Annotated in this window: 20 protein-coding genes; 3 read left to right on the forward strand and 17 right to left on the reverse strand. The window is 57.0% G+C overall.

Annotation, left to right across the window (positions count from 1 at the left end; translation table 11 throughout):
• The first annotated feature begins 261 nt into the window (after nucleotides 1-261).
• Nucleotides 262-798 carry a PEP-CTERM sorting domain-containing protein gene (locus tag JZM60_RS12655; protein WP_207162800.1) on the forward strand — a complete coding sequence of 179 codons (537 nt, stop codon included), beginning with the start codon at nucleotides 262-264 and terminating at the stop codon, nucleotides 796-798.
• Nucleotides 799-862: 64 nt separating this feature from the next.
• Nucleotides 863-1009 (forward strand): hypothetical protein, encoded by a 147-nt coding sequence (locus tag JZM60_RS12660; RefSeq protein ID WP_207162801.1) that lies wholly within the window; start codon nucleotides 863-865, stop codon nucleotides 1007-1009.
• A 375-nt stretch (nucleotides 1010-1384) separates the two neighbouring features.
• Here the strand turns inward: JZM60_RS12660 and JZM60_RS12665 are convergent, their stop codons facing one another.
• From JZM60_RS12665 to JZM60_RS12710, 10 genes are all read right to left on the reverse strand, one after another.
• Nucleotides 1385-1582, reverse strand: a complete 198-nt coding sequence (locus JZM60_RS12665) for a YodC family protein (protein ID WP_207162802.1) — start codon at nucleotides 1580-1582, stop codon at nucleotides 1385-1387.
• Nucleotides 1583-1659: 77 nt separating this feature from the next.
• Complete coding sequence (locus JZM60_RS12670) at nucleotides 1660-1908, reverse strand: hypothetical protein (protein ID WP_207162803.1); 249 nt, start codon at nucleotides 1906-1908, stop codon at nucleotides 1660-1662.
• Between the two features lie 2 nt (nucleotides 1909-1910).
• Nucleotides 1911-2237 carry a MerR family transcriptional regulator gene (locus tag JZM60_RS12675; protein ID WP_207162804.1) on the reverse strand — a complete coding sequence of 109 codons (327 nt, stop codon included), beginning with the start codon at nucleotides 2235-2237 and terminating at the stop codon, nucleotides 1911-1913.
• Nucleotides 2237-3346, reverse strand: coding sequence for a hypothetical protein (locus JZM60_RS12680; protein ID WP_207162805.1), 1110 nt, complete (start codon nucleotides 3344-3346; stop codon nucleotides 2237-2239). The genes JZM60_RS12675 and JZM60_RS12680 overlap by 1 nt, the downstream gene beginning before the upstream one ends.
• A gap of 241 nt (nucleotides 3347-3587) precedes the next feature.
• A complete protein-coding gene (locus tag JZM60_RS12685) occupies nucleotides 3588-4388 on the reverse strand; it encodes a hypothetical protein (RefSeq protein ID WP_207162806.1) in 801 nt (266 codons plus the stop codon).
• Between the two features lie 46 nt (nucleotides 4389-4434).
• Entirely contained in the window at nucleotides 4435-5271 is an 837-nt protein-coding gene (locus tag JZM60_RS12690) for a phage baseplate assembly protein V (RefSeq protein ID WP_207162807.1), read from the reverse strand.
• The gene (locus tag JZM60_RS12695) at nucleotides 5264-6514 is read right to left on the reverse strand and encodes a hypothetical protein (RefSeq protein WP_207162808.1); all 1251 of its coding nucleotides are present in this window, start codon (nucleotides 6512-6514) and stop codon (nucleotides 5264-5266) included. The genes JZM60_RS12690 and JZM60_RS12695 overlap by 8 nt, the downstream gene beginning before the upstream one ends.
• Before the next feature lie 9 nt (nucleotides 6515-6523).
• Nucleotides 6524-8620 (reverse strand): lytic transglycosylase domain-containing protein, encoded by a 2097-nt coding sequence (locus JZM60_RS12700; RefSeq protein WP_207162809.1) that lies wholly within the window; start codon nucleotides 8618-8620, stop codon nucleotides 6524-6526.
• Nucleotides 8617-8991: a hypothetical protein gene (locus JZM60_RS12705; RefSeq protein WP_207162810.1), complete on the reverse strand. Its 375-nt coding sequence runs from the start codon at nucleotides 8989-8991 to the stop codon at nucleotides 8617-8619. The genes JZM60_RS12700 and JZM60_RS12705 overlap by 4 nt, the downstream gene beginning before the upstream one ends.
• Before the next feature lie 4 nt (nucleotides 8992-8995).
• A complete protein-coding gene (locus tag JZM60_RS12710; protein WP_207162071.1) occupies nucleotides 8996-9415 on the reverse strand; it encodes a DUF5681 domain-containing protein in 420 nt (139 codons plus the stop codon).
• Between the two features lie 80 nt (nucleotides 9416-9495).
• Here JZM60_RS12710 and JZM60_RS16870 point away from each other — a divergent pair, with 80 nt between their 5' ends.
• Nucleotides 9496-9618 carry a hypothetical protein gene (locus tag JZM60_RS16870; RefSeq protein WP_277603695.1) on the forward strand — a complete coding sequence of 41 codons (123 nt, stop codon included), beginning with the start codon at nucleotides 9496-9498 and terminating at the stop codon, nucleotides 9616-9618.
• 54 nt (nucleotides 9619-9672) lie between these two features.
• Here the strand turns inward: JZM60_RS16870 and JZM60_RS12715 are convergent, their stop codons facing one another.
• From JZM60_RS12715 to JZM60_RS12745, 7 genes are read right to left on the reverse strand one after another with little or no spacing between them, the layout of a single operon-like run.
• Complete coding sequence (locus JZM60_RS12715) at nucleotides 9673-9831, reverse strand: Lar family restriction alleviation protein (RefSeq protein ID WP_207162811.1); 159 nt, start codon at nucleotides 9829-9831, stop codon at nucleotides 9673-9675.
• A 15-nt stretch (nucleotides 9832-9846) separates the two neighbouring features.
• Entirely contained in the window at nucleotides 9847-10101 is a 255-nt protein-coding gene (locus JZM60_RS12720) for a hypothetical protein (RefSeq protein WP_207162812.1), read from the reverse strand.
• Nucleotides 10094-10339 carry a hypothetical protein gene (locus JZM60_RS12725; RefSeq protein WP_207162813.1) on the reverse strand — a complete coding sequence of 82 codons (246 nt, stop codon included), beginning with the start codon at nucleotides 10337-10339 and terminating at the stop codon, nucleotides 10094-10096. The genes JZM60_RS12720 and JZM60_RS12725 overlap by 8 nt, the downstream gene beginning before the upstream one ends.
• A 13-nt stretch (nucleotides 10340-10352) precedes the next feature.
• A complete protein-coding gene (locus JZM60_RS12730; RefSeq protein WP_207162814.1) occupies nucleotides 10353-10856 on the reverse strand; it encodes a hypothetical protein in 504 nt (167 codons plus the stop codon).
• Nucleotides 10853-11737 (reverse strand): AAA family ATPase, encoded by an 885-nt coding sequence (locus JZM60_RS12735; RefSeq protein WP_207162815.1) that lies wholly within the window; start codon nucleotides 11735-11737, stop codon nucleotides 10853-10855. Before JZM60_RS12735 ends, JZM60_RS12730 begins: the two co-directional genes overlap by 4 nt.
• On the reverse strand, nucleotides 11734-12543 hold the full coding sequence (locus tag JZM60_RS12740; RefSeq protein ID WP_207162816.1) for a hypothetical protein: 810 nt from the start codon (nucleotides 12541-12543) through the stop codon (nucleotides 11734-11736). The genes JZM60_RS12735 and JZM60_RS12740 overlap by 4 nt, the downstream gene beginning before the upstream one ends.
• Nucleotides 12540-12722, reverse strand: a complete 183-nt coding sequence (locus JZM60_RS12745) for a hypothetical protein (protein WP_207162817.1) — start codon at nucleotides 12720-12722, stop codon at nucleotides 12540-12542. Before JZM60_RS12745 ends, JZM60_RS12740 begins: the two co-directional genes overlap by 4 nt.
• Between the last annotated feature and the right edge of the window lie 75 nt (nucleotides 12723-12797).

The raw sequence follows: 12797 nt of genomic DNA on the forward strand, positions 1-12797 counted from the left end.
AACTTCCCTTACTCCTAAGGAAGGGGTCGGACGTTCGAATCGTCTCGGGGACGCCAATAAAATAAAGGGCTTACAGCTTAGTGTTGTAGGCCCTTTTTCTTAATACGGCTTTGTGTAACCTCTGGTGTAACCTCTTGTTTGTGCGCTAGGATGATATTGAATGGAATAATCTGAAATCTGGGGGGGGAAATGAAAAGGGTGCTACTGCTGTTATGTTTATTGCTGTGCTCAGTTAATCCCGCGTTTGGTCTGCCCATTACAGTGAATTTTGATGGTTTAGCCACAGGGGGATTTACCGAGCGGGTTGACGTTGATGGATTCATTTTTTCTGGGTGGCCGCTGCAAATAAGAGATTATTATAAAAACGGATCCCGGCAGCTTTTCACATCTTCCGGATGGGGTGGATCTTCGATAATTGAGGTTGATTTGCCGTACCATGCCCAAACTGCATCAGTCAAAATTTTTACAGGGTCCGATTATGCGTGGAGGTTCGTTTCTGCATATTCAGATTACGCATACGTTGTGAACCCTGTTGCTTTGGTTCAAAATATGTACACCAATGGTCTGTATACTGTCGAAAGTGATATACCTTTCAATCATATTTCTCTCATGGTCCTTGGAAGCTGGAGGACTGGCCCAATCCCCACAGACTTGTATCTTGATGAAATTACTATTGACGCTTTGAATGTCCCTGTCTCTGACCCCGCTCCCGTCCCAGAACCTGCAACTGCCCTCCTCCTTGGCGCCGGCCTCGGAGCACTCGCCTTGACGAAAAAGAAAAAGGCCGCCCCGATCTGACAGCGGCCCCACCTCATCACACTGCACCGGTGCTTTTTTGCTGAAAGCGAAGAGGAGGAAGCTCGTGAACAAGAAAGACATCCAGGCTGCGAAGCTGAAAATGGTACAGGACGCCATAGAGCAGGTGCGGAGGATGGGGGAGGATCTGCCCCAAGAGCAAGAAGCCGGAGAGGAAGCCGAAACAGGCGGACGGGGGCGAGGGGAACGGTAGCATTGACCGCAAAACCGCGGGGTAGCGGTCACAAACAGAAGTGCCCCGCAAGTAATATCTCTGGGGAGCTCACCAAGGGTCAAGACTCACACCAGCCTATTGCGGGGCACTCGGTTGATTAGAAACATGAGGTTAGTGAACGCCCCGCAGGGCAATCTGGGGAGCTTGCCAAAGGGCAAGAGTCACACCAGCCGTGTACGGGGCGTCCTGATTTTCCATAAAGGCCCCTGCATAATATGATGCAAGCCCCCTTCGGGCAACCGCGCAACAGCCGTGCCTACAACCACTTCGACAACGCCGAACAGTGGTGCCTGACGAGCTGCCCGTCGCGAGGACCAGCCGCCCCGATCTGAGGCGGCCGTTTGGTGTAGGGGGTTACGCTTCGACTGCTTCGACTTTTTCCAAAGTGGTGATTGTAAAGGTTTCTCGGAAAAACTTGTCTTTTGAGAACCAATCACATACAACCTCGGGGTCGTGAGTCCCGAAAGGCTCAACAGGAGCGGATACCGTCATCGTCGGCCCGCCTGATTTGAGCCGCACTAGATCCCCAACGGATAAATTTTCCATCTTCATTTCCTCCTTCATTTCCGACAAAATTAACTGCTCTGCTTCCGTAAAGCCCGCTGCACAATATGATGCAGGACGCCCCTCTACGCCGCTACCGCCAACCCCTTGCACTCCGGACACCCACACAAAGCCCGCGCCATTCCATCTTGCAACACCGCGCCCTCGGCAACAGTCAAGTCATCCAGCTTCGTGAAAATAGCCCGCTGCTCCGGGGTCAAGGTTGCGGTGAGCTGGTCTCTTAGCTCCATGATCTCCCGCCGAATCTCGCCGGCCGCCTTCTCCGCCTTCTCTGCCAATTCCGGGTAATCCCTCCGCTTGCAAATGCAATCCATGGTCATGCTCCTTTCTTGGTCCTGGTGGTTTTGGTTCTGGTCTTCTGTCGTCCGTACACACCGCCGCGCTGCAACTCGTGCAACGCTTGCATGAGCGGCCCACGAAGAAACTTGTGGGGGTTACTGGGAATGTGGGGGAGGAACCCTTGCTTGCACAGCCTGACCACATGGGCGCGGCTCCATCCCGTCAACTCCATCACGTCATCCGTTGAAAGCAGCTTGTCCCCGCTCCCCAGAAACTCCCGTAGGCGTTCGGCGCCGTCCTTCGGGTGCTTGGTGAGGTAGTCGGCCATCATCCCCACGAGGGCGCAGAATTCGGCATTCTCCATTACTCTCCTCCTTTCGTTGTCGTCCAGTCCTTCACGTTCTTCAGGAACCCGCGCAACGCCTCCGTTCCCTCCGTGCGGGCGAACTTGAGCAGGGCATCCTTGACGGCGGTCCCTACCTTCATCCGGTTCCAGGTCCCTCCCAGTTCCCGGGCGATCTGCTCGTTGCTCTGCTCCTGGTCGTAATCCCCCAGGGCGAACTTGCGACGAATCAGGTCGGCCGCGAAGGGGTCAACCTTGTGGAGCTGTTTCTCTATGGCGTGCTCCATGGCGATCTTCCGGGCAAGGTCGCTCTCGTGGTAGGGAGAATGGGCTACGGTGGAGGCAACGCGCCGCATACCTGACAGGTTGTCGTCTTCAGCCGTCGTAATGTACTCCTGGTCCCGCGCCTGCTCATCGTGTTGTCGGCGTAGGTAGCGAATGGCGGCGGTGCGGCCGGAACGGAGGATGTTGTAAGCGATACGGCTTGCCACGTCTTCACCGGCAAGGTAAGTGCGGAAGGCGTCCAGGTCTTCCCGTGGCGCCGTAGCTGTCAGGCCTCGAAGGTTGGTAATGGCGGCGGTCACGTATTCGCTGTAAAGGGCCATGGCCTCCGGGTCATCGTTGCGGAGAGTGCCGCCGGACACGGTGAATGCTGGTGAGAGGTTTTTGTTACGGGAGGCGACGGCGGCCAGGGCGGCGCGGGCATTTTCCAGAATCCGCGGGTTGCTCATGATCTGGTCTTCGGCGATCCCAAGGGCGCGGTATCCACGAATCGCCCGGCGGTTGCTCTCGTCGGTTGTCAGGGTCCGGCCATGACTCGAAGTCGCCTCCCTGGTGCCCTTCGCTTGCCGCTTCTGGGCCTCGTGCTCCTCGGAGGTCCATATCTGCTCACGGGTGAGGGTGAACCGCTCAGGGGCGAATGTGTGCGCTTGGCGGGCGCCTTCAATTTGCCAGTTGCCGGAGGCGTCCCGGCCTATGACGGTTCCACGTCTTTTCCGTGGCGCGCCGTTGGGCTTGAACATGACTCTTTGGCGCGGCTGAAGGTCGTCACCGTTGACGACGTGGACGGTGGTCCGGGGTATGGCAATGCGGGCGGCTGGCGTTGAAATGGTAATCGCTATGCACAACATGGTCGCCCCTCCTCATTTGCATCAATCTGAACTAAAAGGTATCAGTAAACCCTTAGGTGGTCAATACAAAAACGCAATTAAATTAAATAGTTATGTTGCGTATATCAAACAATGCAAATCAATATGAATCAATTTAACAAGTTAGCGTGTAGCCCCTCTCGAAAAAAAACCCGCCGGGAGGAGTCGGCGGGGAAAAGGAGAGGCCGGGGAGGAAGCCCGGCCATTGCATGTGGTGAACTACTTACCATCTACGCTGGCGAGGGTCCCGGACGTATGCCAGGCCAGCCCTTTCCGCAAGTCCGGCGACGGATGCCGCTGCCTGTTCTGCGGCAAGTGCCTTCATTTGTTGTGCCGTCATGCTCTCAACCCCTGGCGTCATAGGATCCAGCCCGTTCCTCATGGCTGCAATCTGGTGGCCGTTCAGCCTGGACAGGTCATATCTACCCCGAGAATCAAGCGGTGCTTGCGGCGGTTGTGTGACTGACTGCGGTTGTTCCTGCATCTTGGTTTCCACCCGTGGCGGCTCTGCCTTGGCTTTCGGCGGCTTCGGTTGCTCCCATTGCCTTGACGCTATTGTCCGGGGCTTCTGCAACAACATCGGGGCGCGGCTCCAGCGTGTACCGGTCTTTTTCGATTTCTCCATTGCTCGATTTCTCCTCTCAATATCGCGGGTAATGGCCTTCAGCATGGCCTTGTAATCGTTGGGGGTGTAGATGCCCGGCTTGTCAGGGGTGACGATCAATTCCCCGTCATTGCCGATCTGATACTTCAAGGACCGGCCATTGCCGTACCCGATCTTGAATGACCGGCCCGTTTCCTTGTCGTTGCCCCTGGTTGAAAGTTTAGCCTCCTCTCGCTCCCGCTCTTCCCGTCGCTTATCGGCCGCCGTGGTGTCGATGGTCAGGCCGCCGCTCTTCATGAGGTCGTGCTTTACGGCGCGATCCCATGTTTCAAGCGCCTTGTCGATCTGCTCCCGACTCATGGCGCCCGCATGTCGCGAAATTGCGGAAATGACTTTCCGTCTGATGATACGTGTGTCCACTTTGCTCTCCTTTCTCGGGGGGTGATGGTGCAGGGTACTGCTCTCCTTATTGTTGCTGAGTTGGCGCGCTGGTGGTGCCGCCACCGGTTCCGTTCTCCGGATGGGTGTGGCCGTTGTAGATGGCCCGGTCTTGGGACATATTGCGGATGCTATCGCCCACTTGTCCGCCGGTGCTCTTGATGTCGCCGGGTGTCTGGATCTTCCCGCCGGTGCTGCCGTAGGTCCCCAGGCAGGTGATACCGCCGTTCACGTTCAGGTTGCCTGTGCAGGTGGTGAGTGGGGTATCAATAGTGACTTGGCCAGATGCGTGGACAGTGGCATTTGGGGTTGTTATGACAGTGCCCCCGTCCACGGTGATGTCGGCGGTACCGTAGACATGGACCGTGACGTTGCCGCGGACTATTACGTCTCCGTCTCCCTCCACATCCAGGATGTCGTCAGCCGCCACGTAGACGCGCCGGGTACCGTCTTTCTCGATCTTCTCGTCCGTGCCGTTGCGCCGGCGATGGTAGCGGGGGGCCTCGGCGACATTGGCTTGGAGGTTGTTGCCCGGCGGGTAGAGAAAGCCTGTCACCACCGGTGCGTGAAAGCTGCCGTTGATGAACTGCACCAACACCTGGTCGCCGGGTTCCGGTGTCCACTCTTCACCGTTGTCTGGGTTCGCCTTCGAGCAGGCCAGGGGCACCCGGTAAATGTCGGGGTATCCGCCCAGGAGAGAGATATTCACCAAGGTCTGACCGGTCTTGTTCAGGGGAGCGTCTTTGAACAGCACGCCGTTGGGCTGGACTACTCCGCGCAAGGTATAGAAGCACTCCCGGACCTCTTGAACGGCCGGATTCGTCCTCATGCTCTCCTGATTGCGTGAGCCATTCTCGTTAAGCATTGCTGGTTCCTTTCATTGGTCCGTGCTGCTGCCCCCGGGTCAAGTGCAGGGTGGTGGTGAATACCGGCTGCGGCCACACGCAATATGAGTGCTGAACCTGCTCTATCAGGTACTCCATGTTGGTGGCCTCATTGAGTAACCCGTTGCCGCTTCGCACCTCTGGCCACCCGTGGGTGGTAATGGTTCCTGATTCGTAGGTGTGGTTATTGCGGTACCAATTCCAATAGATTTCTGCCCGCTCTATGGCCTCATCCGTACCCTGCCCAACGGGGTCGTCGTTGAGATAGAAGTTTTTGGGAACGAAGGGTGTGTCGATAACATGCGGCTGGACACCGGCGGCGATTGCAGACGGTTCGTCGTACTTGGTGAGTCCCGGGTGGGTGAGAATGACGTCAAGCTGGTTGTTGGCAACGGTCTGGTAGTTGGCCGGCCAATGGGCCAAGAGGTTCACTCGGCTGTCATCGGACACCCCGAGGTCTTCAGCAACGATGTGTCTGTAATCGACGGTGTGGAAAGTCCGCGGGTTGAGCTTGCCGTTGTCCTTGATGGGTTGCCGTTCAAGGCCAAGGTGAAACTTTCCCTTTGAATCAGTCTCTGTGAATAATCGGTTCCATGGTTCGTTTGCTACCCGCTTCATGGCGCTCCATGCAGGCGTGTTACGGGTTACGGCAAGGTAAGGGTCGAAGAGGATCCATGAGTCGTCCGTATTCAGCCAGTCGGCGTCTATGTGCTGAAGGTAGTACGCGCCTTTCGTCTGGTTTCTGAAGACGTCAAAGAGCTGTTGAACCAGTTGCCCCGGTGTCCCGCTTTGCAGCATGATTCTGTTCACTGAAGCATCGGCGATCTGGTTGAACTGCTGCCGGGCGGCAAGGCCGGAAATGTCCCACCCAAGATCAATGTTTGCCAGGAGCTTTCCCATATCGCTTCCGCTCACCTTCCAAACACGGGTCGGTTGGTCGCCGGATACGGTTTGAAACCGGGCTACGCGATCCACAAGCCCCAGCATGACCGCCTGCATTCCGGAGCCGTCGCCGGCATCCAGCTCGATCAGTGCCACGTCGTTGGGGGCGATGATGGTGTTGAGCGGGTGCCGGTAGGTGGCCGTGATCTGCCACGTTCCGAAGGCGCGACCATTGGTCTTGCTGGTCGCGATGGTAATCAGGTCCCCTGTCAGGTCGTGTTTGACTCGGCCGGTCTGCATATCCTTGATGGTGACTCTGTGCCTGGGGGAGTAGGTGCGCATGTGAGACCTCTATTTCACGGATCCGGAGAGCGGTGTTGGCTGCGGCATTCCGGGGGTGGTGTTGGTGACAAGCTGTTCAAGACAATCGACAGCACGCTTGAAAAGACCGGCCCAGCCGAGAAAGCTGGTATCCGAAATGCCGGGGCCGCCTGAAGGCGCGGTGGGGTCAAGATTCGCCTCTGTGCTTCCATACCGAATCTGAGCCGCATGGACTTTGCTGAGGTAGGTTCTCGTCTCGGCAGGGAGCGACATGACGCCACTTCGGTCAACATTTCCCGGCCCCCAGTTGTAGGCCGCAAGGGCCTTGTCCGTGTCGCCGTGGTAGCGATTGAGAAGCGACCGGAGATATTTTGCACCGCCCTCGATGCTCTGAACCGGGTTGAACGGGTCCTTGACGCCCATGTCCTTTGTGGTCCCTGGCATAAGCTGCATGATGCCGAGTGCCCCCTTCGGCGAACGGGCGTCATACTTGAACTGGCTTTCCGTCTCGGCAATCCCCTTCAGGAGGCTGGGGTCAATGTTGTACTTTTTCCCCATCTGGATGAAGACCGGGTCCATCCGATTGCCGCGGACACCGGCCACGAAGTCAGCGCCGTTCTTGTTGAGGAACTTGGCTGCATCCTTCAATAGGCCGCTGTTAAGAACGTCGGCAGCTGTATTCGTTGTGACGTCCTCCCAAGTTCCAAAGATGTCCTCCAGGTTCTCACCCGTGGCCGCCCTGGCGTTTTCTCGGGTAGCATGACGCTGACTTATCCTCGCCCCTGCCGTTTGAGAATAGACACCAAGGAGCTTTTCGGCTTCGAGCTGGATTGCCGGGTTCAAACGCTTCCCTGAAATGTAGTCACGAAGGACCTTGCTTTGCTGCTTGGGGTCGTTCTTGCCGGTGAGCTTGCCACCGGGGCCGAACAGGTCAATGTACGCGTCGGCTATCTGTTGGTTGGCCGGATTGTTGATGCTGCCGGGGAGTAACCGTTGGATGAGGATGTTTTTCTCTGCCCGGCTCCTGGCGCTGCTGATGATCTTGTTCGCTTCGGTCCTCATGGCCGGATCAAGGAGGCCCATCTGCTGCCGCCGTTGCATCTCAAGGAGCTTGTCGGCGGTCATGGGTCCGTCGTTGCCTCCCATAACCTTCCATCTCAAGAGGTCGCCCACGGTGTCACCGCCGCCGAACCTCAAGGCGCCCTGCATAGTGTTGAACATCTCGGGGCTGTTCCCCATGGTGCCGCCCTTGTTGTACATGCCCATGGTGGTTGACATGACTCCGGCGATCTGGGAATCACTCAAGGCCTTGTTGCCTTGGGCGCGGAACAGGGTCACGAGGTTGGTGTTGATGAGCTTTAGGATCTCCTCGGTGCGCTTGTCCTTGCTGCTCTCCTTGAGGGAGACAAGGACGTCCATCAACCGGCCTTGCTTGTCGGCGCCGGCTCCGGTCATCCGGTACATCTCACCCATGAAACCGATGCCAACGGTGGCGTCGGTGCCGGTTGCCCGGGCGAACCGCTGGACACTCCGGGCAGCGCCATTGCCGAGGTAGCCAGAAGAGCGGTTGAGGGCCATTGCCATCTCTGCCTCTGCGGCCGGTCCGTATCCATAGGGGGAGCCCCCCCGGTCGTACCCGGCGCCGCGGGTGGCAAGAACGGCCTCGATGTCTACCAGCTCTTGGAACTGCCGGCGTGAGTTCGCCAGGAAGGAGACGGCGCCACCGGCAAACCCCAGTGCAAGACCAGCTTTCCCAAACCGGCCCAGCAAACTTCCGCCTCCTACACCGACGCTTCCAGGAATGAGCCCGCCGTTACCGTCGCCTGCTCCGCCACTTCCAGCCGGGGGGGCAATGCGGTACCGGTCCCGCCACGTAGAGCGCCTGACCTCATTTACTGTGTCCCTGAGCGACTGTTTGAGTAGCTGGTTTTGCCGCTCGATCACGGCTGCCGATGCCGCCCGCTGCGGAAACAAGGTGTCAGGAATGCCCGCCTTCGGCTCGTGGATGTTGATTTTGTGCGGAGTACCGGAAACGTCGCGTAGTTCCTTCTTGAGGTTCGTAACGGCTTTGCTGGCTTCTTTGAGCTGCCGGTAATTGACTTTGACGTCTACACCAAGTGTACTCATCTGTCGTGTCCTCCAATTCTGTCCGTCGCTGTACTCTCTGTGCGGTCAGACGCTTCTTGCGCCGGCGCTGGATAGAGCAACCGTAGCCAATCCATACCATCGGGGGAGGCAGCGCATACCGCTAAGAAATTCGTAGGGACCTTGTCCCAGTCGACTCCGCCGTAATATGGGATATCCCATCCCATTTTCCTTCCAAGGTAATCGGACTCAGCGTTAGTAAGCTGCGTCAATCTCAGAAGGCCTTCCATTGGATGACAGACGGCCCACCGCCCATCGTAATTTAATATCTTCTCAATGCTCTGCTCCATCCGCTTAATTCGCTCAACCTCGGCATTCCCCTTGATCTTTTTGAGTTCTGCTGTGATCTGCATGACTTCACCTCTTCTCCCCGTGGCCTGCGGCCTGAAGCATGGCTTTGATTTCGGCGATCTCTGCTTTCATCGTTTCTACCTCTTCCACCTTGGCCTGCATCTGAATCAGCATCATGAGGTCGTGCGCAGCGTCGGGGGTAAGCTCTCCGGTCGTAGCCGCTACGAATATCTGCTCGGCCCTCTCTGTCAGCGTACCGGCCGCATGGGTTGTGACGGGTTCAGCCTGCGGCTTGAGTGGTGGACATATCCGGTCGAGGCAAAGTCGAAGCGCGGTTGTGTCGCCTTTAAGCGCCAAGCTCACAACTTGTTCAATGAGCTTGGTGGCATGCGGCTGAAACAGAGAACGGAGTTCGGTCCTCTTGTCTTTCAGTCCTTTCGGCCGGCCGCCCGGATTGCCAGATTTTCCTTTTGCGAATTGTGCCATCTCTGTTCTTTCCCTGATTAGATCAGGCCGAACCGCCGCCCGGCAGTCTCTCGAAATAGAGCGCGGTTTCGAGGTCGACAATGGTCTGGTCCATGCTGCGGAGTATCCTCGTAACTTCGGGACGCCCAGACACCCCATGCTGCCGCCGCTATGTCGTGGGGAACCGGCCCGCCTTCCAGTACCGCGTCAAGGAAAGCGGCTAGGATTTCGTTGTTCTCTTGGATTTGCTCGTCAGTCACTTGCCTGCTCCCGTCTGGTCAAGCTCGCTCGTTCCAGGCTTCTGCCGCTCCGGCCTTGGTGCTTGCGGTCGGCCCTTGGGCATAGCAATCGCCACACATGCAGCAAAACTCCCGGCCGTCCTCAATGATGGTTATTGTCTCACTCCCGCAAAAGGGGCATTCGGTATCTGTCTCCATGGTTTTCTCCTCCTTTCAGGCTTTACCGAACAGCATTTCTGTGAGTTCCCGGCCGCTCTCCGCGGCGGGGATCCCGGAGAGTGCCGGGGCACCCTTGAGCAGGTGGGTTGACAGCCACTCCCGGGCCTCGTGGTCGCCGTCTATTGCCTGCTGTACTGCGGCGTCGACAATCAGCTTCCATGTTTCGGGATTGACGGTTTCGGCGACGATTTTCAGGTAATCGGTTTCCAAGGGCCTGTTACTCACGGTCTTCTCTCTTTTTTTACTCATTGTTTCTCTCCCTCCCTTTCCTCCACATCTTTCGGCCAAGTTCCTTGCGGCAACGGACATAGCGTTGAAACGGTTCGTCCTCTTCAAATTCTTTGCGGGCCTGCTCCAGTTCGGGGGAAGCCGGGAACATGAAGGTGAATCGGAGTCCGATTTTTTCCATTTCGTAGCTGAAGCCCCGCGCCGCCAGCCAGGCTACTTCAAAAGGATTGTCTGTTTCGATGAATGTCGCTGGTTTCATAGTTCTGTCCTTTCTATGCCGCCAACCGCCTCACGGCCTCGGGGAACGTCAAGCCCTCGGTCTCCATGAGCCAGTCAACCGCGTTGAACTTTCGGTCACACACAGGGCACCATGCTTTACCCACCCGGCTGAGAAACACGAGGCTGGGCCGATTGTCTTCGTGACATGGCGCTGTTGCCTTCCCTTGGCGGTCAAAGCCGATCAGGGCGCGAATGTCGGCGTTTCGTGCGGCTTCTATCTGCTCAACAGTGATATGATCATCCTTCCGTTTCTTTCGCGGTTCCTTTGCCGCCAGGGAAAGCGCCCGTGCTTCCCTTGCCAGTTTGGTGATGGTGTCCATGTGACGATTGAAGAAAACCGGAGCGGTCGGACACTCACTTTCGGCCCAGAAGTCCAGTTCTTCAACTTCCTGCTGAATCCTTTGCCGGAGATAGCGGAGACGGCACCATACGGCATGTTGCAGGTTGACGTTCATTTCCTCGGCTGCGGTTCTGATCTGCTCAAAGGTCACGATCATGCCTCGAAGTAGAAGAAGGGCAAGTCTCCCGGCCTTTCGATGAACTGCATCGACGCCCGATGATAGAAGAGCCCATACCGTCCCTCTGCATCGCCGCCAAGCTCCCGGTGCTTGGAGCAATCCAAAATTGCATCTGGCTTGTTCCTGAGTTCATCCGGTATCGTCTGTTTGGTGTCGGCCAACTGCTGCACCTTGGCCTCCTTGCCCTTGTTCCTCCAGACGGAGAACACGTTGTCAGCAAGGTCCGTAATGGCCCCTGAACCTTTCACATCCATTTTCCCGGGGGCGTCGTCTTCGTTGTTCTTTTTCCGGCTGTGTGCCACAAGGTGAACGTGTATGCCGTCGGTCTGTGCAAAATTCTGGAGGCGGTCGACGAGTGCCTTTTGGGCGTTGTAATCGTCCTCGGCAATCCCGCATTTCATGAGCGAGTCAATGACGAAGTGAGCAACTCCCCGCTCCGTCGCGGCCTTGTGAAAGGTCTTAAGAAGATCATTGGTGTTGACGGTGCCGGTGTGGTCATAGATCCACATAAGGTCGTCGAGCCATTGAAGGCACTGCGTAATGAGCCAGTCCGCCGGCTGGTCCGCTCCCACTGCCTGCCGCACCATCCGGTACAAGGTCCGTTTGGCGCTCATCTCGAAGCTGGCAATCGCTACCTGCTGCCCTTCTTTGGCAACGTCGATGGCAAGCTGATTCAGGAGAAGGCTTTTCCCGTGACCGTTCAGTCCGGTCCAGACTGAGAGTTCTCCAGGTGCAAAGAGTATGTGCCGGAGTTTTCCAAGGCTGAAGGTATCGCCCACCTGTTCACCCGGAGCCGGATAGAAGCGATTCAATACCTCGCCCGTGAATGTAGATGCTCTCTTGAGAAGGTCGGTGCTCATCGCATATACCCCAGGTCAACTACTGCCGCTCCGCCCTTGGGGGAGGATGACTTTTCCCAAGTGCGCACCGCCGCCCGCCAATCCCGCATCGGTGTTTTGCCGATCAACCAGCCCTTGGCCTCGTAGTGGTTCATCCACTTCTCTGGGTCAACGTCGTTGCCTCGCTCCAGGCAGTAGGCCCGTACCTCGTCTAGTGAGGGAATAGAAAATTTATTTCTTTTCTTCTTAAATTCTTCTCTATCGTGTGGTGTGTCTGTGGGCTTCCGTGGGGCTTCGTCGTGGGCTTCCTTGTGGGCTTCCTGTGTTCTTACATTGTCAAAATCGTCATCATTACAAGCCGTTATGGTGTTCGAGTGTGTGGGCTTCCTTGTGGCCTTCCTTGTGGGCTTCTTGAGGGTTTCATATGTGTCTTCGGAATTTTCGCATAGTTGCGCGGTTCGCGTGTGGGCTTCGTAGCTCTCCGGGTCCTGATAAAGTCCGTAATTCAGAACCGTTACCACCATTCCCCGTGTGGTCTTCCTGGTGGTTATCATTGTGGCCTTCGTAAAGGCTTCGTACGCGCTTCGTATCTCGTCCTTTGTGGGCACCACACGACGCCAACCAACCCGGTAACTCATAGCTTGTTGCATCTCAGAAATTGACGTAACAAGCTGGCCACGCTTCAACTTGCCGCCGTCCTTCCACATTGCCCGTGCCAGCATCCATCCCCACAACTTGAAGTACAGAGGCGGTTTGTCCATCATCTCTGACTCAAAGAGTCTGCGGGCCAAAAGGATGTAGCCACCGGCAACGGGCGCGTTGGTCATTGCGCCCCTCCGGCGGAGATTTCGATGAGTTGATGCGCTGCGCCAAGAAGCTCGTCGACGATCTGTAGTGCCTCATCACCCTCAGCGCCCTGCAATCGCTCAGCGAGTGCCACGACGCGGCCGCGCAAGTATTCGGGTTTAAGGTTGATATCAACTCGGCCGGCTTTTTGCGCCTGCATTATTGCGCTCTCCCTTCGCTGGCCGCTCGGTCATTCGCGTCCAGTATCCAGGATCTCCGCCAGTAACATTTCCCG

Origin of the sequence: Geobacter benzoatilyticus (genome assembly GCF_017338855.1) — a bacterium.
Taxonomy (GTDB): Bacteria; Desulfobacterota; Desulfuromonadia; order Geobacterales; family Geobacteraceae; genus Geobacter; species Geobacter benzoatilyticus.